Source organism: Pseudomonas sp. BGI-2 (assembly GCF_004310295.1).
GTDB lineage: Bacteria > Pseudomonadota > Gammaproteobacteria > Pseudomonadales > Pseudomonadaceae > Aquipseudomonas.
Genome location: NZ_SISB01000003.1, coordinates 31025 through 52768, shown reverse-complemented (window position 1 = coordinate 52768; position 21744 = coordinate 31025). Strand labels below are relative to the sequence as shown.

Sequence of the window (21744 nt, the reverse complement as noted above, 5' to 3'; positions counted from 1 at the left end):
TAACCTCCGAAAGTCCGCCTTAAGGAGCCCCACACCATGCATGCCATCAGTTTTATTCAGGACTTGGCAGTGATCATGTTGGTCGCAGGTGTGGTGACGGTGCTCTTCCACCGCTTCAAGCAGCCGGTGGTGCTGGGTTATATCGTCGCCGGTTTCATCATCGGCCCGCACACGCCGCCGTTCAGCCTGATCCACGACGAAGAAGCCATCAAGACGCTCGCTGAGCTCGGGGTGATTTTCCTGATGTTCTGCCTAGGCCTCGAATTCAGCCTGCGCAAGCTCTTCAAGGTCGGCGCAACGGCCTTCATCGCGGCGTTCCTGGAAATCGTGCTGATGATCTGGATCGGCTACGAAATCGGCCAATGGTTCGACTGGAACACCATGGATTCATTGTTCCTCGGCGCGATCCTGGCGATTTCCTCGACCACCATCATCGTCAAGGCGCTCAACGACCTGAAGATGAAGAACGAGCGCTTTGCCCAGCTGATCTTTGGCGTTCTGATCGTCGAGGACATCCTCGGTATCGGCATCATCGCCTTGCTGTCGAGCATCGCGGTCAGCGGCACCGTCAGTTCCGGCGAAGTGTTTTCCACGGTGGGCAAGCTCTCGCTGTTCATGATCGTTGCGCTGGTCATTGGCATCTTGCTGGTGCCGCGATTGCTGGCCTACGTAGCAAAGTTCGAGAGCAACGAAATGCTGCTGATCACCGTGCTGGGCCTGTGTTTCGGCTTCTGCCTGCTGGTGGTCAAACTTGAATACAGCATGGTTCTGGGCGCGTTCCTGATTGGTGCAATCATGGCCGAGTCGCGGCAATTGCTGAAGATCGAGCGCCTGATCGAGCCGGTTCGCGACCTGTTCAGTGCAATCTTCTTCGTCGCCATCGGCTTGATGCTTGATCCGCTGATCCTGCTGCAATACGCCTGGCCGATCGCGGTGATCACCGTCGCCGTTGTACTCGGCAAAATGCTTTCCTGCGGCCTCGGGGCCTTTATCGCCGGCAATGACGGACGCACCTCACTGCGTGTGGGGATGGGGCTTTCGCAGATCGGCGAATTCTCCTTCATCATCGCCGCGCTGGGCATGACGCTGCAGGTCACCAGCAACTTTCTCTACCCGGTCGCCGTGGCGGTCTCGGTGATCACCACGTTGCTGACGCCGTATCTGATCCGCGCGGCGGATCCGCTGTCAATCAAACTTGCCGCCGTGATGCCGAAGCGACTGGGTCGGGTATTGGGGATGTACGGCGAGTGGCTGCGCAGCATCCAGCCTCAGGGCGAAGGCGCGTTGCTGGCGTCGATGATCCGGCGGATCCTGTTGCAGGTCGGGGTCAATCTGGCGCTGGTGATTGCGATCTTCTTCTCGGGCGCGTTCTTCGCTGAACGCATGTCCGCTTACCTGCAAGACTGGATCAGCGACCCGAGCTGGCAGAAAGCGTTGATCTGGGGTGGGGCGTTGCTGTTGTCGCTGCCGTTCATGATCGCCGCCTATCGCAAGCTCAAGGCGTTGTCGATGCTGTTGGCGGAGATGGGCGTGAAGCCGGAGATGGCGGGGCGCCACACGCAGCGAGTGCGCCGGGTGATCGCCGAAGTGATCCCGATCCTCTCGCTGCTGGTGATCTTCCTGCTGCTGGCAGCCTTGTCGGCCAGTATCTTGCCGACCAACAAGTTGCTGGTACTGATAGCCGTGGTAGCGGCCGCTGTGGCGGCGTTGCTCTGGCGCTGGTTCATCCGCGTGCACACGCGGATGCAAGTGGCCTTGCTCGAAACCCTGGACAACCATAAGGAAACGTCCGGACATTGACCACGCGGCGCGTCAGTCGGCTCAGCTTTCCAGCCAGACGTCCCGCGCCCAGTGCCACACCGATTCCCAGGTTTCTTCGGCAATCAGTTCTTCTTCGGCCTGCCACAGCACCACGGTGCCATCTTCTTCGACGAGGTAGTAATCGTCACCGTCCTGGCAGATCGGGATCATGCTGCGGTCGACGCCAGCGTCCCAGGCGTTGGCAGCAACGTCCGGCAGGTAGGTGTGAGATTGCGGGTCGGTGACGGTCACCGGCTCTAGGCTGCCGTAGACGACGTCACTGACGGTCAGCAAAAACTCTCTGAAGACGAAGGGAATGTCGATGAACAGTTGTTCCTCGATTTCCACGATCTGGTCTTCGTCAGGCAACTCCAAGGGGACCGGTACCGGTTCGTTGGCTTCACGCAGTTGTTCGATGATTTCTTCCACGTCCGGGATCCTCTTGCTTGATGGCGCGGTTTAGTTGGGGCGGTTTATACAGTAGCTCGCTATAGATGCAACTGCGAAATAGAAAAACCCCGGCCAGGCCGGGGTTTTCATTACAGCATGCGTAACGCAGAGGGGATCAGCCGTTCTGGCGGATACCGGCCACCAGCCAAGGCTGGTTTTCGCCCTGTGGACGTTCCATGTTCCAGCTTTCGCTGAACACTTCGCCCTGGTCGAAACGCGAAGTCTTCGACACGCCGCTGAAGGTCAGGGTGGCGATGGTCTTGTCGGCACGATCATCCACGCCGTCCAGTTGAACATTGAGGTTATCAATGTAGGTGGACTGGAAAGCTTCACCCAGGTCGGCACGTTCGCGTTTGAGGAACTCCAACAGCTGCGGGGTTACGAACTCGGCGATCTTGTCCATTTCGTTGGCGTCCCAGTGTTGCTGCAGGGACTGGAAGTGGTTACGGGCGGCTTCAACGAAGTTCTGTTCATTGAACCAGGCCGGAGCGTTGATCACCGGACGAGCGGCAGCAGGTGCAGCCGAGCCGCCGAAGATCGAACCCATGGCTGTTGGCTTCTGCTCGAACACTTCACGCTGCATCGGCGCGCCAGCTGGAGACAGATGCTCCTGTTGCTTGCGACGACGAGCGGCGATGAAGCGGAAGACCAGGAAGGCAATGACGGCCATGATCAGGATGTCGAAGATCTGCATGCCCTGGAAGCCGCCGCCCATGAACATGGAGGCCAGCAGGCCGCCGGCAGCGATGCCGGCCAGAGGGCCGAGCCAGCGCGAAGCACCACCGGCCTTGGCGGCAGCGCCAGCGGCACCGGCCGCACCCGCAGTGGCAGCAGCGCCACCTGCGGCAGAAGAAGGAGCCATTTGGCTGGTCTGATGAGTCGGCGCAGCGCCGGAGCTCTTGCCGCCACCAAAGCGCTTGGCGGCATTGGCGTCGAGGCTCATCGTCAGGCCAATGCACAACGCCATGGCGATGCTAAGAAAACGTTTCATAAAGGGAATTCCCATTTGTGGAAGGCACGCGCGCCATGTTGCACAGCTGAAGTGTTACTGGCTAGCGGCAGAGTGTTTCGGGCTTTTGCCTGACAGGTTGTGTTCAGCTTCAGTCAGCGCAATAAGGCCTGTTAACTTTGGTCTGTAGGATTAGGGATTTAGTTCGGTAGGAATGAAATCCTGTGGGAGCGGGCTTGCTCGCGAAAGCGGCGTGTCATTCGATATCAACGTTGACTGACACACCGCTTTCGCGAGCAAGCCCGCTCCCACATAAGCCCTCTGGCGGGCTTCAGATCGCTTCCAGCTTGGCGTAACCGAGCATCAGCCACTTGCTGCCTTCGCCGAAGTTCACCTGCACCCGGGCCTGAGCACCGGCACCTTCGAAATTCAGGATCACGCCATCACCAAACACCGAATGCCGTACGGCCTGGCCCAGGCTGAACCCGGTGTCCGGAATCTCGCTGCCGCCAAACAGACTGCTGGAACTTTGCTGCTGGCCACCGCCGAACGGGCGGCTGACGCTGTTGGACAGCCGCACTTCCTGGATCAGGCCTTTCGGCACTTCCCGTACGAAACGCGACACCTTGTTGTAGGTCTCGCTGCCGTACAGGCGTCGGGTTTCCGCGTAGGTCATCACCAGGTTCTGCATGGCCCGGGTGATACCCACGTAGGCCAAACGGCGCTCCTCTTCAAGCCGCCCCGGCTCCTCGAGGCTCATCTTGTGCGGGAACAGGCCTTCTTCCATACCCACCAGGAACACGTAAGGGAATTCCAGGCCCTTGGCGCTGTGCAAGGTCATCAGCTGAATGCTGTCTTCGTGCTCATCGGCCTGGGTATCCCCGGCCTCCAGCGACGCATGACCGAGGAACGCCGCCAATGGCGTCAGATCTTCATCTTCTTCAGCGTTTTCGAAGTTACGCGCGGCGCTGACCAGTTCCTCAAGGTTTTCTACCCGGGCCTGGCCTTTTTCGCCTTTTTCCGCTTCGTGGTAGGCAATCAGCCCCGACTGCTCGATAACCGTCTGGGTCATCAGGTGAAGCGGCATTTCCATGCACTTGGCGGCGAGGTTCTCGATCAGCTCGATAAATGCGCCAAGAGCGCCTGCGGCGCGGCCGGTCAGGCCTTTATTGGCGACCAGCAAGCGCATGGCTTCCCACATCGATACATCACTGTGGCGCGCATGGTCGCGAATCGCTTCGACGGTTTTCTCGCCGATACCACGGGCCGGAACGTTGATCACCCGCTCCAGCGCCGCATCGTTGCCGCGACCTTCCAGCAAACGCAGGTACGCCATAGCGTTCTTGATTTCTGCCCGTTCGAAGAAGCGCTGACCGCCATAGATGCGGTACGGAATGCGCTCGCGCAGCAACGCTTCTTCCAAAACGCGCGATTGGGCGTTGGAGCGGTACAAAATCGCGATATCGCTGCGGGCCAAGCCGGTTTTCAGCGCGCTTTCGATGGTTTCCACCACGTAGCGTGCTTCATCGTGTTCGTTGAACGCGGCGTACAGATTGATCGCTTCGCCTTCGCCGCCATCGGTCCAGAGCTCTTTGCCCATGCGCCCTGTGTTGTTGGCGATCAGAGCGTTGGCAGCCTTGAGAATCCCGGCGGTGGAGCGATAGTTCTGCTCCAGACGAATGGTCTCGGCATCCGGGAAATCGTCGGAATACTGATAAATGTTCTCAATTTTCGCGCCGCGCCAGCCGTAGATCGACTGATCGTCGTCGCCCACTACCATCAAGCTGTCACCGCCCTTGGCCAGCAGACGCAACCAGGCGTACTGCACGGCGTTGGTGTCCTGGAACTCGTCCACCAGAATGTGCCGGAAGCGCTTCTGATAATGGGCCAGCAAGCCCGGGTGATCGCGCCACAGGTCCAGGGCACGCAGCAGCAATTCGGAGAAGTCGATGACGCCGGCGCGCAGGCAAGCGGCCTCGTAGGCCTCATAAATGCTGCGCATGGTCGCCAGGAACAGGTCGCCGCTGGCTTGAATGTGTTGCGGGCGCAGACCTTCGTCTTTCTGCCCGTTGATAAACCACTGGGCCTGACGGGCCGGCCAGCGTTGCTCGTCCAGCCCCAGCTCGCGGATAACCCGCTTGACCAGCCGTTGCTGGTCGTCGCTGTCGAGAATCTGGAAGGTCTGGCTCAGGCCGGCTTCCTGCCAGTGCGCCCGCAGCAAGCGGTGCGCCAGGCCGTGGAAGGTGCCGACCCACATGCCGGCAGGGTTGAGACCCATCAGCTGCTCGATGCGATGACGCATCTCGGCAGCGGCCTTATTGGTGAAGGTCACCGACAGGATCGAGTGGGGCGAAGCGTTCTCGACCTGGATCAACCAGGCGATACGGTGCACCAGCACTCGGGTTTTACCGGAACCAGCACCGGCCAGGACCAACTGACGACCCACGGAGGCAGCTACGGCCTGGCGTTGGGCATCGTTGAGGGAGTTCAGCAGAAGGGAGAGATCATCGCGCATCGGGGCATTCTAGGGTGCGCCGTCACACCGGGCAAACCGAGCTTTGCATTAGCCGATGAAAGAAGCACGAATGACGACCGGTCAGTCACTGGCTATAAGCGTTGGCGGGGCTCGCCCGAAGGGTTTTCAGGGGGCGGCGGGGGCCGGAAATTTTGCCGAATTTATGATTCGGAGCAGTGTGGTAAGGGCATTGGCTTGTGTATGCTCAGTCGACGTTTCGGGCTCATGCTCATCATTATAAGAACAAGAACATTGCCTATGACCCTCAGCTCCGACCTGTCGGGCCCCTCTGTGGAGCCTCGGGTTATCCGCAAACAGTACGCCATGGAAATGGCGGTCGAGCGTACGCGTCTGCTCTACCAGGGCTCGCTGCTGCCTACGCTGTTCATGCTGACCAACGGCCTGGTCTGCGCCGGATTGCTCTGGAGTCCGCAGCGCTACTTCCTCGTCAGCGTCTGGCTGATCTGGCTATTGTCGCTGGTGGCCTTGCGGGTGATTCAAGTCGCAGCCTTCGATTCGGCCATTCCTAACCGCCAGGCCCATCCGGTCTGGCGTCGTATGTTCCTGCTGGGCTCTGCCATGACTGGCCTGACCCTTGCTGGTGCCGGTATCGCTTTGGTGCCCGCTGACAATTTCATGCAACAAGCCTGGGTGTTCGGCCTGATCGGCGCCGCCGCCTTGTCGGCCAGCGTTGCGTACGCGGTCAGTCTTCCGGCTTTCCTGTCCTTTACCTTGCCCTGCCTGTTGCCGGCCATCGCCTATCTATTTTGGGGCGGCGATCAACAAGGCCAGGGTTGGGGTTGGTTCGGGCTGATTTTGTTGGGGGCGTTGAGCGTGGTGGCTTGGCAGGTCAATCGGCTGATCGACAACGGTTTGCTGCGGCGCTTTCAGAATCAGGCCCTGATCGAACACTTGCAGCAGGCGCAGAGCTGCGGCGACCAGCTCAATCACGAATTAGCCAAAGAAATTGATCACCGCCGCTGCGCCGAAGAAAAATTGCGTGAAGCCCAGGTCGGGCTGGAAAACCGTGTCGCCCAACGCAGCCTTGAACTGGACGCGGCCAACCAGGCCCTGAGCAAGAGTGAGGCGCGGCTGGCGCTGGCGTTGAAGGCCAGTGAGCTCGGGCTGTGGGACTGGAACCTGCAAACCGACGAAGTCCACCACACCCAGCTTCAGGAATTGTTCGGCCTGGAGCCGGAATTCGTGACCGCGATGCTCAGCCACCTCAAGCCGCGGCTTCACCCCGAAGACCTGCCGTCGCTGCGCCGTGCCCTGGTCGAGCATTTGAAAGGCCGTAGCGAGGATTACCAGATCGAATACCGTGTGCGGCATGGCGACGGTCACTGGGTCTGGATCGAGGACCGTGGACGAGCGGTCGAGCGCAGCGAAAATGGTCGGGTGATCCGCATGGTCGGCACCCGTCGCGACATCAGCGCGAACAAGGGCCAGGAAGAACAGCGTCAGCTGGCGGCGACGGTGTTCGAGGCGGCCAGCGAAGGCATCGTGATTTTCGACCCGAATTACGCGCTGATCGCAGTCAATCAGGCTTTTAGCCGCGTCACCGGCTACGACGTCGAAGACATGATCGGGCGCAACGTCGTCGAGTTGCCGTGCAGCCGCGATGCGCGCCGGCACTACGGCGCGATTCATCAAGCGCTGGAACAACACGGCACCTGGCAGGGCGAACTGGTGGAAACTCGCAAGAACGGTGAGCTCTATCCGCAGTGGCTGCAACTGAACGCTGTTCGAGATGCTCGGGGAAATGTGAGCCATATTGTCGGCTTCTTCGCCGATCTGTCCGCGAGACGGGAATCCGAAGAGCGCATGCGCTATTTGACCCATTACGACGAACTCACTGGCCTGGCCAACCGTTCGCTGTTCCGCGAACGGCTGCGTGAGGCTCATCAGCGAGTGCGTCAAGGCGGTCGTCGCAGCCTGGCGCTGCTGCATATCAACCTGGATCGTTTCAAGTTGCTCAATGACAGCCTTGGCCATGAAGTCGCCGACCAATTATTGCAAAAAATGGCTCGGCGGCTGGTCAATGCACTGCCAGAGGCGGACACCATCGCGCGGCTTTCCGGTGACGAATTTGCGGTGATATTCGACGCCTACGGCAACCTGTCGAGCCTTGCGCGAGTGGCGACCCGATTGTCGGCCAAATTGCGTTTGCCGATTACCGTCGATGGCCACGAACTGGTGGTCAGCGCCTCGATGGGCATCAGCATGCTGCCGGACACCGCGCGGGAAATTACCGCGCTGGTCAGCCAGTCGAACATTGCCATGCAGCACGCCAAGCATTTGGGCGGCAACAACTTCCAGTTCTACACCGAGAGCTTGCAGGCCAGCACCCTTGAGCGATTGCAGCTTGAAAATCAGCTGCGCAAAGCCATCGAAGAAAAGCAGCTGCAAGTCTATTACCAACCCAAACTCTGCCTCGCGACGGGTCGCTTGAACGCTGCCGAAGCGCTGGTGCGTTGGGATCATCCGACCATGGGCCGGGTGCCTCCGGGGGACTTTATCGGTCTGGCCGAGGAAACCGGGCTGATCGGCCCGATCGGCGAGTTCGTGTTGCGCCAAGCCTGTTGGCAGGCTTGCGAATGGCAGCGCCAGGGGCTCGATCCGATTCGCGTGTCGGTCAATTTGTCGGTGCATCAATTGCGCCAAGGCAAGCTCGTCAGTCTGGTGCGTCAGGTGCTGGAAGAAACCGGCCTGGCGCCGCACTACCTGGAACTCGAACTCACCGAAAGCCAGCTACTGGATAGCGTCGAGCACATCATCGCGACCTTCCAGCAGTTGCGGGATCTGGGCGTGAAGCTGGCGATCGACGATTTCGGCACGGGCTATTCGTCCCTGAGCTACCTGAAGCGGATCCCGGTGGATTACGTGAAGATCGATCAAGCGTTTATCCGCGGTCTGGGGGAGGGCAGCGAGGACGCAGCGATCACCCGGGCGATCATCGCCATGGCGCACGGCTTGTCGCTGAAAGTGGTGGCTGAAGGTGTCGAGCGGCCGGAGCAGCTGGAATTCTTGAAAGCCGAGCGCTGCGATGAAGTGCAGGGTTACCTGATCAGCCGCCCAGTCGAGGCCAATGACCTGGCTGCACTTCTACAACACGACACAAAACCCCTGTAGCAGCTGACGAGCAACGCGAGGCTGCGTTCGGCTGCGAAGCAGTCGTGAATGGGCGTTACGCAGTTCAACAGGAAAAATCCGATACTTCGGTTTATGGCTGCTTCACCGCCGAACGCAGCCTTCGCCTGCTGCTACAAGGGCCGCAGTGCTACATGGAGCGCATGTGGCGTGGAATGGGGACATCGAGTTACGCATTGAGCAGGCAAAAAGCCGATTCATGTAGTATAACTACAAGCTTGCTACATCTCCGGCACCTGCCAATAACAAAGAGTCCAGCCCTTTGAATCTGCTGCAACACATCGCCCAGTCACGCCACCTCTTACGCAAGTCGGAGCTCAAGGTCGCCGACCACGTGCTGCTTGATCCTGCGGCGGTGATGCACAGCTCCATGGCCGACCTGGCCCATAGCGTGGGCATCAGTGAGCCGACCATCGTGCGCTTCTGCCGTGCCATCGGTTGTTCCGGTTTCCAGGACTTGAAGCTGAAGCTGGCGCAGAGCCTCGCGGCAGGCGCGAGCTTCGGCCAGTTTGCGATTCATGAAGACGATTCGGTCGCCGACTACAGCCTGAAAATCTTCGATACCACCCTGCACACCCTGATGGAAGTTCGCGAGAAGCTCGATCCGGTGGAGTTGCAAAGGGCTGTGTCGCTCATGTCCCAGGCCCAGCGCGTCGAGTTCTATGGCTTTGGTGCCTCGGGCGCGGTGGCGGCGGATGCCCAGCACAAGTTCTTCCGTTTGCTGCTGACCGCGGCGGCGTATTCTGACCCGCACATGCAGGCGATGTCGGCGGTCACCTTGAAACCGACCGATGTGGCGATCTGCATTTCCCAGTCCGGGCGCTCCAAGGATTTGCTGATCACGGCTAACCTTGTTCGCGAGAGTGGCGCCTCGCTGATCACCTTGTGCCCGAGCCAGACGCCGTTGGCCGAACTGTCGACCGTCAACCTGGCGATCGATGTGCACGAAGACACTGAAATCTACACTCCGCTGACCTCGCGTATCGCTCACCTGGTGGTGATCGACGTGTTGGCGATGGGCGTGGCCATGGCACGCGGGCCGAGCCTGGTCAACCACCTCAAGAGCGTCAAACGCAGCCTGCGCAGCTTGCGGCTGTCGCCCAAGTCGGTGAAAGCCCTCGACGACTGACGTCGTCGTAAGGTCGTTCCGACCTTAATCGCCGGCAAGCCGGTCTCGCTCCCACACTTGACCGCGATCCAATGTGGGAGCGAGCCTGCTCGCGCCCTCAAATACGGCAACATTCATCTCTCTGTAACGCACAAGCCGCCAAACCGTCATCCCTCGCGCCTATCTTGAAACTCCCGTAATCGCCTTGGGAGACTCGAAATGGCCCAGCCCTACGAAGAACGCAACAGCGCCGCCAAAACCCGTCGTCAGCAAGAAGATCAGCGCCGCATGGAATTTCGCCGCGCCATCGAAGATCGCTGCGAACGCCGCCAGCTGCAGGCCGAGATCGGTGATTTCCCTGAGCTCGAGCTCAACTACTGGCAGGCAGCTCCCGCAACTTCCCGTCGAAACGCTCAACCAGCGCGCTGATCTGCACCCGCTCGCTGCGGATAAACGCAAGGAATGCGTGGGCCACCGGCGACAGCCGTTTCGCCTTGGCTTGCACCAGGCACCAGCTGCGATACAGCGGCAGTTCTTCGACCGGTAACTCGATCAATCCACCGGTCGCCAACTCAAGGTTCAGGGCGTGGCGCGTCAGGAGCGCGACGCCCAGACCCGCCAGTACACATTCACGCTGGGCTTCGGCCGAGGCAACCTCCTGGGTCTGGTTGAAGTGCACGCGCTTCTCTTTAAAATACTCCTCACAAGCCATTCGCGTACCGGAACCGGGCTCGCGCAGCAGCAGTGTGTACGGTTCAAGGTCCTGCAAGCGCAGCGGCCCCATGTGGCACAGCGGATGGTCCGGCGGCGCGACGGCAACGATCGGGTTGTTCAGGAATGGCAGGAATTCCAGGCCCATGTCCTGCGGCACCATCGACATGATCACCAAGTCGTCGCGGTTATCAGACAGTCGACGGATCACCTGCCCTCGGTTGACCACCGTCAGTTGTAAATTCACCTCTGGATGCTGACGCTTGAACGCAGCGAACAGGTGCGGGACGAAATATTTGGCACTGGATTCCACCGCCAGTTTCAGCTGGCCCTGCAACGATCCCTGCATGTCCGAGAGCTGCATGTCGAGGTTTTCCAGGCGCCCGAAGATATCTCGACTGGCACGCTGTAGTGCTTCGGCAGCCTCGGTCATGTAGAGTTTTTTGCCGACGTAATCGAACAAAGGCTGACCAATCAGCTCTTCAAGTTGACGAATCTGTAGGCTCACGGCAGGTTGTGTGAGAGACATTTCATCGGCTGCGCGGCTGTAGGACCGCAAATCACAGACCTCATTGAAGATCTGTAATTGACGCAATGTCATACGCATCAAGGACTTACGCATTTTATAGACGCTCTCACCGCGGGCTGATGCGTCAACTATAAGTCTTTACTTATGGCTGACCCAATAATTAATCATTTTTGTTAATCCCTTGTGAGGGCTAGTGTGGGGCTGCGACTGAATCGAAACATTTGGTCACGCGTATACCTGGTCTAGCAGGTCGTGGGTACCACCGGCTCAAGGGAACCTCCAAGTGATAAAAAAGATCCTGATCGCCAACCGTGGTGAGATTGCCGTACGAATCGTACGTGCCTGCGCCGAGATGGGCATTCGCTCGGTCGCGATCTATTCCGACGCCGACCGCCATGCGCTGCATGTGAAGCGTGCGGACGAGGCCCACAGCATCGGTGCCGAGCCACTGGCCGGCTACCTGAATGCGCGCAAGCTGGTGAATCTGGCGGTAGAAACCGGTTGCGATGCGTTGCATCCCGGCTACGGTTTCCTCTCGGAAAACGCCGAGCTGGCAGATATCTGCGCTGAACGCGGCATCAAATTCATTGGTCCATCGGCTGAAGTCATCCGCCGCATGGGCGACAAGACTGAAGCACGTCGCAGCATGATCAAGGCCGGCGTGCCGGTCACGCCAGGGACCGAAGGCAACGTGGCGGACATCGCTGAAGCCTTGATTGAAGGCGACCGCATCGGTTATCCGGTCATGCTCAAGGCCACCTCCGGTGGTGGCGGCCGGGGTATCCGTCGCTGCGACAGCCGAGAAGAACTCGAACAAGCCTTCCCGCGAGTCATTTCCGAAGCCACCAAGGCCTTCGGTTCCGCGGAAGTGTTCCTGGAAAAATGCATCGTCAATCCAAAACACATCGAAGCGCAGATCCTCGGCGACAGCTTTGGCAACGTGGTGCACCTGTTCGAGCGTGACTGCTCGATCCAGCGCCGTAACCAGAAGCTCATCGAAATTGCACCGAGCCCGCAACTGACCCCGGAACAGCGCGCCTACATCGGCGACCTGTCGGTGCGCGCAGCCAAAGCCGTGGGTTACGAGAACGCCGGCACCGTGGAGTTCCTGCTCGCCGAGGGCGAGGTGTACTTCATGGAGATGAACACCCGGGTGCAGGTGGAACACACCATCACCGAAGAAATCACTGGCATCGACATCGTTCGCGAGCAGATTCGCATCGCCTCCGGTCTGCCGCTTTCGGTGAAACAGGAAGACATCCAGCACCGCGGTTTCGCGCTGCAATTCCGGATCAACGCCGAAGACCCGAAAAACAACTTCCTGCCGAGCTTTGGCAAGATCACCCGTTATTACGCGCCCGGCGGCCCCGGCGTGCGCACCGACACGGCGATCTACACCGGCTACACCATTCCGCCGTTCTACGACTCCATGTGCCTGAAACTGGTGGTCTGGGCGCTGACCTGGGAAGAGGCAATGGACCGTGGCTTGCGCGCCCTCGACGACATGCGTCTGCAAGGGGTCAAGACCACCGCCGCGTACTACCAGGAAATCCTGCGTAACCCGGAATTCCGTAGCGGCCAGTTCAACACCAGCTTCGTTGAAAGCCACCCTGAACTGACCAACTACTCGATCAAGCGCAAACCCGAAGAGCTGGCCCTGGCCATCGCCGCCGCCATCGCCGCCCACGCAGGCCTGTGAGGAATAGAACAATGAGCAAAAAAATCCACGTTACCGACACAATCCTGCGCGACGCCCACCAATCGCTGCTCGCCACCCGCATGCGCACCGAAGACATGCTGCCGATCTGCGACAAGCTCGACAAAGTCGGCTACTGGTCGCTGGAAGTCTGGGGCGGCGCGACCTTCGACGCCTGCGTACGCTTTCTGAAAGAAGACCCGTGGGAGCGCTTGCGCCAGCTGCGCGCGGCGCTGCCTAACACACGCCTGCAAATGCTCCTGCGTGGCCAGAACCTGCTGGGCTACCGCCACTACAGCGATGACGTGGTCAGAGCTTTCGTCGCCAAGGCTGCGGTCAACGGCATCGACGTGTTCCGCATCTTCGATGCCATGAACGACGTGCGTAACCTGCGCGTCGCCATAGAAGCCGTGAAAGCAGCGGGCAAACATGCCCAAGGCACCATCGCGTACACCACCAGCCCGGTGCACACCATCGACGCATTCGTCGCGCAAGCCAAGCAAATGGAAGCTATGGGTTGCGACTCGGTGGCGATCAAGGACATGGCTGGCCTGCTGACGCCATACGCCACTGGCGAACTGGTGAGGGCATTGAAAGCCGAGCAGTCGCTGCCCGTGTTCATTCACTCCCACGATACCTCTGGCATGGCGACCATGTGCCAGCTCAAGGCCATCGAAAACGGCGCTGATCACATCGACACCGCGATCTCCAGCTTCGCCTCGGGCACCAGCCACCCTGGCACCGAGTCGATGGTCGCCGCCCTTAAAGGCAGTGAATTCGACACCGGCCTGAACCTGGAATTGCTGCAAGAGATCGGCCTGTATTTCTACGCCGTGCGCAAGAAGTACCACCAGTTCGAAAGCGAATTCACCGCCGTTGACACCCGCGTGCAAGTCAACCAGGTGCCGGGCGGGATGATTTCCAACCTGGCTAACCAGCTGAAAGAGCAGGGTGCACTGAACCGCATGGCGGAAGTGCTGGCCGAAATCCCGCGGGTTCGTGAAGACCTCGGTTTCCCGCCGCTGGTGACCCCTACCTCGCAAATCGTCGGCACCCAGGCGTTTTTTAACGTGCTGGCCGGCGAGCGCTACAAGACCATCACCAACGAAGTGAAGCTCTACCTGCAAGGTGGCTACGGCAAAGCACCGGGCACCGTGAACGAGAAACTGCGCCGTCAGGCGATCGGCAGCGAAGAAGTGATCGACGTCCGCCCGGCCGACTTGCTCAAGCCGGAAATGACCAAGTTGCGTGCCGAAATCGGCGCTGTGGCCAAGTCTGAAGAAGACGTGCTGACCTACGCCATGTTCCCGGACATCGGCCGCAAATTCCTAGAAGAACGCGCTGCCGGCACCCTGACGCCAGAAGTGCTGCTGCCGATTCCCGAGGCGGGCGGTGTAGCCTCGGCCGGTGGCGAAGGCGTACCAACCGAATTCGTCATCGACGTCCACGGTGAAACCTACCGCGTCGACATCACCGGTGTCGGCGTCAAGGCGGAAGGCAAACGCCACTTCTACCTGTCCATCGACGGCATGCCGGAAGAAGTGGTGTTCGAACCGCTCAACGAGTTCGTCAGCGGCGGCAGCAGCAAGCGCAAGCAAGCCACGGCGCCAGGCCACGTCAGCACCACCATGCCGGGCAACATCGTCGACGTGCTGGTCAAGGAAGGCGACACCGTGAAAGCAGGGCAAGCCGTGCTGATCACCGAAGCGATGAAGATGGAAACCGAAGTCCAGGCAGCCATCGCCGGCAAAGTCACCGCCATCCATGTGGCCAAGGGCGACCGGGTGAACCCGGGCGAAATCCTGATCGAGATCGAAGGCTGAATTAACAGCCTCGATACACCGCTTTAAACCTCGGGGGGGCATGTGCTCCCCTTTTTTTGTCCCGAGTTCCGCATGGCAAATGTGGGAGCGAGCCTGCTCGCTCCCACAGGGACTGCGCCGTTTCAGTCAGTGATCAGAACGCCATTCGCCACTGACCCGTTACTCCATGGTTTCGACTGTCAGTGCCGATCTCACCATTCAGGCCGACACCCAGCGTATGTTTCGCTGACAAGCCAAGGTCCAGCCCTGCATCAACCAGCAGGCTGTCTCGATCCAGCGGCGCACCGGAAACGGTAAAGTTTTTCCCGCCCGTTACCAATCGCTGACGGGTGTCGCTGTCGATATCTCCGTAGGTGTGTTTCCAGCCAGCACTGAACCGCGGTGTCAGTTGCATGCCGTTATCCAGCGTATTGATCTTCGCCAGTCGCAGACCGAATGTGCTGTTGAGGTTGTTTTGGGTTTGGCCGTGGACTTTCAACGCTGCCGCGCCACCTTTTTCCGTGTACCCGTCGCGCTGATAGCGTTGGTAGCCAAGGCTGGCAAACGGTTCGATGCTGACATTGGCTCGCCCGAAGTTGTAACCCACTTCTGCAAAGGCTTGCTGGGTGCTGGCATCGTAACGGCCTTCGGGACGGTCGCTGAAACCGTTGAAGGCAACTCGACGTTTAGTGCTGCCGTCGTGATTGCTGTAGGTCGCGCCCAGACGCAACGACATGGGGCCGCTCTGGCGCAGGGCGTAGGCGCCCAAGTGCCAACTGTCGAGATCGCCGTCGAGTTCGCGGCTGTCCAGCCGAGTGTCTGACTTGCCGCCCATCACACCTATGCGCCATTGATCATCGACGCTCCAATCCGCACCCAGAACGAGACCCTTTGTGGACGTTTGCAGAGCGTCGTGGTGGCGATCCAGCGTTCCGCCGTGCCCCAAGGCTTGCAGCCAGACCCTGCCATTGTCTTCGCTGCCGGCGGCCAGGCGTGGTGCGTTGGTTCGGTTACCGCGTTTGTTGTAGCCGCTGGCGCTGTCCAGTTGGCGCATGGCCGAGAGCAGGGTGGCGCTGACCGGGCTGTCGCTATTCAGGGTTGCCTTGGCGAGGTTGGCGTTGTTGCCGCCGGCAAGCTGTTCGATTGCGTAGGAGGCAGTCACTTTGTCACTACCGAGCAGGGCTTTGACAGCGGCATTTGCGGAGGTTGTTGGTTTTGGTGCTGTGGCGACGGGATTGGTCGCTGTTGAGGGAATTGAGGTGGTGGCGGGCGCGGGCGCGTCAGTGGTGGTGGATGGAATAGAGGCTGTCGAGGGTGTATCGGCGGGAGCTGCTGGTATGGAGGCGGTGGCGGGCTCCGGCGAATCGGCGGTGGTGGATGGAACAGAAGCTGTCAGGGGTATATCGGCAGAAGCGGTTGGCGTGGTGGAGGTAGCGGAAGTGTCGGTACCTGTCGTTTGATTCAGGTTTTCAGGGGCAGGTAGCGAATTTGCAGCTGAGGCCAGTTCCTGTGGTATGTCCTTCGGCTCTTCGATGTTTTGAGCGAATTGCTTTCCGTTCTCGCTGATCGCGACACTCTCGATAGGCACATCGTTACGGATGAAGATCAGGTCAACTTTCTTATCTGAGTAGTCGAGCTTAGGCGTTAAAAAGGCAAGGTTGTTGAGAACTTTCCCAAATTCACCTTCGACGTTATTGGCAATAAGGATGGTGTTTTCGCTGATCACCGGGTAGTCACCGGGGGCTGCAACGATGTTCAGCGTGGCGTTACCAAGACTGGCGGTGCCACTGACTAATATCGCTTCACTTTTGCGATCGGCATCGACCTCGTAGGTCAGTACGGCAGTTTTCGAAAGCGTTAAGTCACCTGATACTTTTGGGGCACCGTGCATTTTGTCTGCGGAGAACTTCCCGTTTACCTGTAGAGCACCGACTAAACCATTGCCAGCCAATACACCATTTTCGTCAATAACAACGTCACCTCGAATATCCCCCGAGTTTTTCAGGATGCCTCCTGATTGCACAGTCACACCGCCGCCAATCTGACCAGTGTTGACAAGAGTACCTTGGGCCAGCGCGCCTCCCTCGATATGTCCATCATTGATTAGCGTTGCATTGGGGCGGATCAGGACACCGATATCGAAGTCACCGGAACCATTCAAGGTCCAAATACTTCGTTTGAGCTCCAAACCTGCGAAGCGGTGACTCTTGCCTAACGTGCCACCACTCGGAGTGTCGAGTTGCATGAAGTTGGTACCGTCACCACCGTCAATTATTCCGGTGATTCTTCCGCGACCAGAGACAATGACCAGATCATTCCCATCACCAAGTTTCCGATTAACACCATCCGCTACCTTGCTGATCGGGATCTCGATGGTGTCGGGGTCGATAATGAATGCTTCAAGAGCCGCTATGAGCTGATCCGGTGTTTCAGCCGCAGGCGCGATGGTCTCGGCAGAGATCTGTTGGGCAAGTGAGATTTCGGTGCAACCTATCGCAAGCGCAACGGCCAGCGCCAGGTGTTGTGGGCGGAATTTGTGTTGAACGGGCATCAGGTTTGACCTCATTTAACTGAAGGTCAAACTCTAAAGTGCGCGTTTCTGTGCCGATGTCAGCCGGTTCCGACGCGTTTGCGGGCGGTGTCAGATAGTTGTGTAGAAAATAGCCGCTCGCTTGATCGAGAGGATTTTTGGCCGCCCAAGCGAAAGACCTTTCTTACAACTATTCAAGACGCCGCCTGCTATCACAAACTCAAAAACTCATCTGCCACTGCCCAATCACCCCATGATTGCGGCTGTTACTCCCAATCTCCCCGCTGTAACCCACCCCCACCGAATGCCGCGCCGAAATGCCCAGATCCAGCCCGGCCTCCAGCACCAGACTGTCACGATCCAGCGAACTGCCGTCGACGCTGAACGCCGTGCCGCCGACCACAAATGCCTGACGCGTCGAGCTGCTGACATCGCCATACGCGTGCTTCCAGCCAGCGGTCATACGCGGCGTCAGGCTCATGCCGTTCTCCAGCGAATTCAGGTGCGCCAGACGCAGGCCGAAGGTGCTGCTGAAGTTGTCCTGGGTTTGTTTGTCGACCTGAAGTGCTGCGGCGCCCCCTTTTTCCTGGTAGCTGTCGCGGTGATAACGCTGGTAGCCGAGGTTGGCAAACGGTTCGGCGCTGAGACGGCCGCTACCCATTGCGTAGCCCAATTCGGCGAAGGCCTGTTGGCTGTCGGCGTCGTAATCGCCTTTTGGTCGGTCGCTGAAACCGTTGAAGGCGACGGTGCGTTTGCTTTCACCTTGGTGGCCGCTGTACGCGGCGCCGAGACGCAAAGCGAAGGGGCCGCTTTGGCGCAAGGCATAAACGCCGGCGTGCCAGCTCTCGACGTTGCCATCGACCCCCGTGGCATCCAGATCCGTCTTCGAGTAACCGCCGAGCACGCCCAGGCGCCATTGCGGGTTGAGCGCCCAGTCGGCCCCGAGCACGCTGCCCTTGGTGCGCTGTTCCAGACCGCTGCAGCCATGCTCGCCATCGAGCTTGCCGTAGCCGCCGATGGCGTGCAGCCAGAGTCGACCCTGGGCATTCGGGTCGTTGAGGTTGCGCGCTGCGGACGGAACGCCAGTGGCGGCGAGCACCGGGGTGTCCCGCTGATCCAGGCCAACCAGCAATCCTGAACCGCCACCCATTTGCTGCATCGCCGACAGCATGCTGCCGCCGATCTGGCTGCTGGCGCCGAGGGTGGCGCTGGTCAGGTTGGCGTTGCTGGCGCCGGCGAGTTGCTCGATCGCATTACCGGCCGTGGCACTGGTGGTGTTGAGCAGTGCGTTGTAGAGCGCGTTGTTTTTGCCCATCGAGGCCAGGCTGTTGGCCGCATTGCTGCCGTTACCCGTAATCGCAAGTTGGTTGAAGGCAACATCGTTGCGCGTATAGGTCAGGTCGACTTGGGTCGGGGTGTAAGCGAGGGTCGGCGTGAGGAACGCGTAGTCGCTGGTGACCTTGCCGAAGGTGCCGTTGATGCTCGCGGCTTGCAGCACCGTGTAATGGCTCTGCCATGGATAGGTGCCGCTGCCGGGGTTCACCGCCAGGGTCGAGCCGTTCAGGTTGGCTACGCCGCCGACCTTGATCGGTGCGCTGCTGCCATCGGCGTTGACGCCGTAGGCCAGGGTTGAACCGCTGCCCATGGTTAAATCGTGGGTGATGGTCGCCGTGCCAAGTTGAGTATTGGTCCGCAAAGTCCCGTTGACCTGCAAATTGCCTACCGAACCGCCTCCGGCATACACACCACCCGCATCGACGGTCAGATTCCCGGCAATACCACCCTGGTTGATCAGCGTCGCACCGTTACGCACCGCGCCGCCGTCGATGAAATCACCGCTGCCGGTCAACGTCCAGGCACCTTGCTTGACCTCCAGCCATTCGAAGTTGCGACTCGCGCCGAAACCGCCGCCCGCCGTGTCGTCCATCACCACGCGATCGTAGCCGCTGCCGCCGTCGACCACACCGACGAAGCGACTACCGTTGCGCAAGGTCAGGTTGTCGTTGCCGCCGCCCAAATCCAGTGCCAGGCCGTTGCTGCCGCTGATCGTGCCGCCGTTGAACACGCTGTCATCGAACCCGCCGACGAACTTCACGCCGAAACCGTCGAGGCCTTGAATGGTGCCGAAGTTTTCCAGCGTAGTCGCGGCCACGCCTGCTCCGCCGCTGCCGTCGTCCACCCAAATGGCACTGTTGGCGCCGCTGATCAGCGCTCCGCTGGCGTTCAACACATAGCCGCCGCCCAACGCGATGCCTTCACTGCCGTTGGCGAAACCACCCTTGTCGACACCGCCGGCGCCGACACCCTGAATGGTGCCGTAGTTTTCGATGTGGGCGAGCTTGTCGATGTCCACGCCATCGCCGTCGCCGTTGGGTTGCAGGCCCGAATAGGCACCGGTAATAGTGCCGTGATTGATCACTGTGCCGTCGCCATCGGAGCCGAAACCCGAGCCATTGCGACCGGTGATTTGACCGTAGTTGGTCAGTGTCGCGCCGAGGTCGGTGGTAATGCCGTGGCGGCCGCCGGAAATGCTGCCGTAGTTAGTCACCGTCACGCCGGTCGCGGTGTCGATGTCGATACCGTCGAACTTCTCATCGGCGTTGTGAGAATCGCCGGTAGAGATCTCGCCATAATTGGTGATCGTCGCGTTGGCGCCGGTTTTCATGCCATCGCTGGCGTCCCCGCGAATCAACCCGCCCGCGCGGTTGATGATCGTGGTTTTGACTCCCGCACTGCGCAGCGCATCCAGGTCCAGCCCTTGGCCGGTGGTGGAGCGGATGATGCCGCTGTTGTCGATCAGCAGACTGCCGCTGGCGAAGTTGCTGTCGATGCGCAGCGCGTCATTAAAGCCAAGGATCTGCCCGCCCGCGCGGTTATAAATGCTGTAGTTGCGAGCCTGAGTCAGGTCGCCGCTGCTGTCGATCACCCGGCCGCCGGTCGAGATGATCTTGCCCGAGTTATCGATTACCACCCCCGCACCGCTGGTGCTGTCTTTCAGGCTCACTGTCTTGCCAGCGTTGGTGATGCTGCCTGGCGCCGAGATCGTCAGAGTGTCACCACCGCCGAGGGTTTGCGCGGTGGTGGTCGGCGTGGTGATTTGCACATTTTTGAACGGGGCGGCATGGGCGCCGGTGCTGATCAATAACGCGATGCTGAGTGCCAGGCGCTGGGGCGAGGAGGGCATGTGGACGGCCTTTTTGTTATAAGCGGGCCGTCTTGTATAGCGGAGGGTTTTTACAGAATGATGTATTTGGACTATGTGCAATCTTTTGCGTTTGTTCGTTAATCCAACACATTTTTACGCAGTTTAATGCGCATACGGGGCGTTTTCTGGGGTCAGGATGCACTATTTTGCACATCGAGATGCTCATTGAATGTGTGGAGTGACGGATAACGATGACAGTTCAGGAAAGGACGCTTCTGCTCGAAAGCATCCTCGAAGATCTTGCCAATGGCTCGCTTACTACTCATCAAGCGGTTCGTCGTTTGCGAGTAGAGGTAACGGGATTGAAGCAGAGCCCATTCGCGAAAATGTGCAAAATTTCAGTGCGTGCGTTGGTACACACTTTTTACGTCTAGGGCGGCTGTGCGTGGGACACCTCCGGGTGTGCCGGAATTCTCTTGTCCGGTCGGCTAACCCGCGTACAGCTGCCACCTAAATTTGCTTACCCGCGAACGGTGGGAGCTCTTAATTCAAGAGAGAAACCCCATGTCCAAATACCACCCGCTTCAAGTCAACTTCAGTGTCGCCCCGACGTTGTTCATCGACACGGAGGCCAAAGCCTCTGACCTTCTTGAAACCGCTACACACCGAATCAAAGCTGCGCGCAATCTGCTCAACAGCATCACGTGTTTGTGTGTAAAGGATGTGGAAGGCCATGACTTGGAACACTTGTAAGCGTCCGAACTACACCGCCTTGCATCTCAAACCTTAATCCCCTTTAACCGCTGATTGACGCGCTCACACTCAAAAACCGTTGGATCGAAGTTATCGCCATGCCACTCCAGCATATCTTCATGCTCTGGGTGGTTGGGATCTGCCATCACTTCAAGGAATTCGGCATAGCCCGGCCAACCGCCGATGTCTTCCGGCGGGCAAGCATTGGCACCGTCGACGCAATACGGCACCTGAGGGCATGCCACATCGGGCAATCTCTTTCCGACTTTGATCCGGTGATCCCAGCCGTCGCCAAAGTCATAGACGTAGCGGAATGTCCTTTTCCCGTTCAACGCTTTGATCAGAGTCTTGCGAGTCTCCGAGTTCACGGGAGGCCCCCACCCATCGGAGTCGGGAATACCGTAATTCTCACCGGCTATTTCAAACTCATGCAGATGGTCATCGTGCCAGCCCATCGCGATCTGGATCACCGCGTGCAACTTGCCCAAGGTGATGTTTTCGGGCACCGCCACGCGGCGCCAGATGGCAGGTTCAATCCACTTCAACTCAATGTGCAGTAGCAACAAATCAGGCTCGGGCTTTAGCAAACGAACATTTTTAGCCATG

At 59.3% G+C, this 21744-nt stretch carries 13 protein-coding genes and 2 pseudogenes; 8 read left to right on the top strand and 7 right to left on the bottom strand.

Annotated elements, in window-relative coordinates; translation table 11 throughout:
* Positions 1-36: 36 nt before the first annotated feature.
* Positions 37-1800: a cation:proton antiporter gene (locus tag EYC95_RS02690; protein ID WP_131058985.1), complete on the top strand. Its 1764-nt coding sequence runs from the start codon at positions 37-39 to the stop codon at positions 1798-1800.
* Positions 1801-1821: 21 nt separating this feature from the next.
* Here the strand turns inward: EYC95_RS02690 and EYC95_RS02685 are convergent, their stop codons facing one another.
* The 3 genes from EYC95_RS02685 to uvrD all read right to left on the bottom strand — a co-directional run bounded on the left by EYC95_RS02685 (position 1822) and on the right by uvrD (position 5714).
* The gene (locus EYC95_RS02685; RefSeq protein WP_007943369.1) at positions 1822-2229 is read right to left on the bottom strand and encodes an SMI1/KNR4 family protein; all 408 of its coding nucleotides are present in this window, start codon (positions 2227-2229) and stop codon (positions 1822-1824) included.
* Positions 2230-2365: 136 nt separating this feature from the next.
* Positions 2366-3241 carry a Tim44 domain-containing protein gene (locus EYC95_RS02680; RefSeq protein ID WP_131058984.1) on the bottom strand — a complete coding sequence of 292 codons (876 nt, stop codon included), beginning with the start codon at positions 3239-3241 and terminating at the stop codon, positions 2366-2368.
* Between the two features lie 289 nt (positions 3242-3530).
* Positions 3531-5714, bottom strand: a complete 2184-nt coding sequence (gene uvrD, locus EYC95_RS02675) for a DNA helicase II (RefSeq protein WP_131058983.1) — start codon at positions 5712-5714, stop codon at positions 3531-3533.
* A gap of 258 nt (positions 5715-5972) precedes the next feature.
* Between uvrD and EYC95_RS02670 the strand changes: the two genes are divergently transcribed.
* The 3 genes from EYC95_RS02670 to EYC95_RS02660 all read left to right on the top strand — a co-directional run bounded on the left by EYC95_RS02670 (position 5973) and on the right by EYC95_RS02660 (position 10401).
* On the top strand, positions 5973-8846 hold the full coding sequence (locus tag EYC95_RS02670; protein ID WP_131058982.1) for a bifunctional diguanylate cyclase/phosphodiesterase: 2874 nt from the start codon (positions 5973-5975) through the stop codon (positions 8844-8846).
* Positions 8847-9126: 280 nt separating this feature from the next.
* On the top strand, positions 9127-9993 hold the full coding sequence (gene hexR, locus EYC95_RS02665) for a transcriptional regulator HexR (protein ID WP_008027445.1): 867 nt from the start codon (positions 9127-9129) through the stop codon (positions 9991-9993).
* 198 nt (positions 9994-10191) lie between these two features.
* On the top strand, positions 10192-10401 hold the full coding sequence (locus EYC95_RS02660) for a PA3496 family putative envelope integrity protein (RefSeq protein WP_131058981.1): 210 nt from the start codon (positions 10192-10194) through the stop codon (positions 10399-10401).
* On the opposite strand, the gene EYC95_RS02655 is transcribed toward EYC95_RS02660, so the two are convergent.
* Positions 10343-11305: a LysR family transcriptional regulator gene (locus tag EYC95_RS02655; protein ID WP_131058980.1), complete on the bottom strand. Its 963-nt coding sequence runs from the start codon at positions 11303-11305 to the stop codon at positions 10343-10345. The two genes, EYC95_RS02660 and EYC95_RS02655, sit on opposite strands and share 59 nt — an antisense overlap.
* Positions 11306-11495: 190 nt before the next feature.
* On the opposite strand from EYC95_RS02655, the gene EYC95_RS02650 reads away from it, so the two are divergent.
* Together EYC95_RS02650 and oadA are read left to right on the top strand one after the other, a co-directional pair.
* Positions 11496-12911, top strand: coding sequence for an acetyl-CoA carboxylase biotin carboxylase subunit (locus tag EYC95_RS02650; RefSeq protein ID WP_008156643.1), 1416 nt, complete (start codon positions 11496-11498; stop codon positions 12909-12911).
* A gap of 11 nt (positions 12912-12922) precedes the next feature.
* Positions 12923-14731 carry a sodium-extruding oxaloacetate decarboxylase subunit alpha gene (gene oadA, locus EYC95_RS02645; RefSeq protein WP_131058979.1) on the top strand — a complete coding sequence of 603 codons (1809 nt, stop codon included), beginning with the start codon at positions 12923-12925 and terminating at the stop codon, positions 14729-14731.
* Between the two features lie 133 nt (positions 14732-14864).
* On the opposite strand, the gene EYC95_RS02640 is transcribed toward oadA, so the two are convergent.
* Both EYC95_RS02640 and EYC95_RS02635 read right to left on the bottom strand, forming a co-directional pair.
* The gene (locus EYC95_RS02640) at positions 14865-17261 is read right to left on the bottom strand and encodes an autotransporter domain-containing protein (RefSeq protein WP_131058978.1); all 2397 of its coding nucleotides are present in this window, start codon (positions 17259-17261) and stop codon (positions 14865-14867) included.
* Positions 17262-17460: 199 nt separating this feature from the next.
* A complete protein-coding gene (locus EYC95_RS02635) occupies positions 17461-20424 on the bottom strand; it encodes an autotransporter domain-containing protein (RefSeq protein ID WP_131058977.1) in 2964 nt (987 codons plus the stop codon).
* Positions 20425-20630: 206 nt separating this feature from the next.
* Here EYC95_RS02635 and EYC95_RS30450 point away from each other — a divergent pair.
* Together EYC95_RS30450 and EYC95_RS02625 are read left to right on the top strand one after the other, a co-directional pair.
* Positions 20631-20804, top strand: a pseudogene (locus EYC95_RS30450) (transcriptional regulator); the annotation flags it as partial.
* A 145-nt stretch (positions 20805-20949) separates the two neighbouring features.
* Positions 20950-21132 (top strand): annotated as a pseudogene (locus EYC95_RS02625) (hypothetical protein); the annotation flags it as partial.
* A gap of 32 nt (positions 21133-21164) precedes the next feature.
* On the opposite strand, the gene EYC95_RS02620 reads toward EYC95_RS02625, so the two are convergent.
* A complete protein-coding gene (locus EYC95_RS02620) occupies positions 21165-21743 on the bottom strand; it encodes a plasmid pRiA4b ORF-3 family protein (protein ID WP_131058976.1) in 579 nt (192 codons plus the stop codon).
* Between the last annotated feature and the right edge of the window lies 1 nt (position 21744).

Bases quoted from the DNA above. Each gene is read 5' to 3' on its own strand.
- EYC95_RS02690 (WP_131058985.1), top strand. From the start codon at position 37: ATGCATGCCATCAGTTTTATTCAGGACTTGGCAGTGATCATGTTGGTC.
- EYC95_RS02680 (WP_131058984.1), bottom strand. From the start codon at position 3,241: ATGAAACGTTTTCTTAGCATCGCCATGGCGTTGTGCATTGGCCTGACG.
- uvrD (WP_131058983.1), bottom strand. From the start codon at position 5,714: ATGCGCGATGATCTCTCCCTTCTGCTGAACTCCCTCAACGATGCCCAA.
- EYC95_RS02670 (WP_131058982.1), top strand. From the start codon at position 5,973: ATGACCCTCAGCTCCGACCTGTCGGGCCCCTCTGTGGAGCCTCGGGTT.
- EYC95_RS02660 (WP_131058981.1), top strand. From the start codon at position 10,192: ATGGCCCAGCCCTACGAAGAACGCAACAGCGCCGCCAAAACCCGTCGT.
- EYC95_RS02655 (WP_131058980.1), bottom strand. From the start codon at position 11,305: ATGCGTAAGTCCTTGATGCGTATGACATTGCGTCAATTACAGATCTTC.
- oadA (WP_131058979.1), top strand. From the start codon at position 12,923: ATGAGCAAAAAAATCCACGTTACCGACACAATCCTGCGCGACGCCCAC.
- EYC95_RS02640 (WP_131058978.1), bottom strand. From the start codon at position 17,261: ATGCCCGTTCAACACAAATTCCGCCCACAACACCTGGCGCTGGCCGTT.
- EYC95_RS02635 (WP_131058977.1), bottom strand. From the start codon at position 20,424: ATGCCCTCCTCGCCCCAGCGCCTGGCACTCAGCATCGCGTTATTGATC.
- EYC95_RS02620 (WP_131058976.1), bottom strand. From the start codon at position 21,743: ATGGCTAAAAATGTTCGTTTGCTAAAGCCCGAGCCTGATTTGTTGCTA.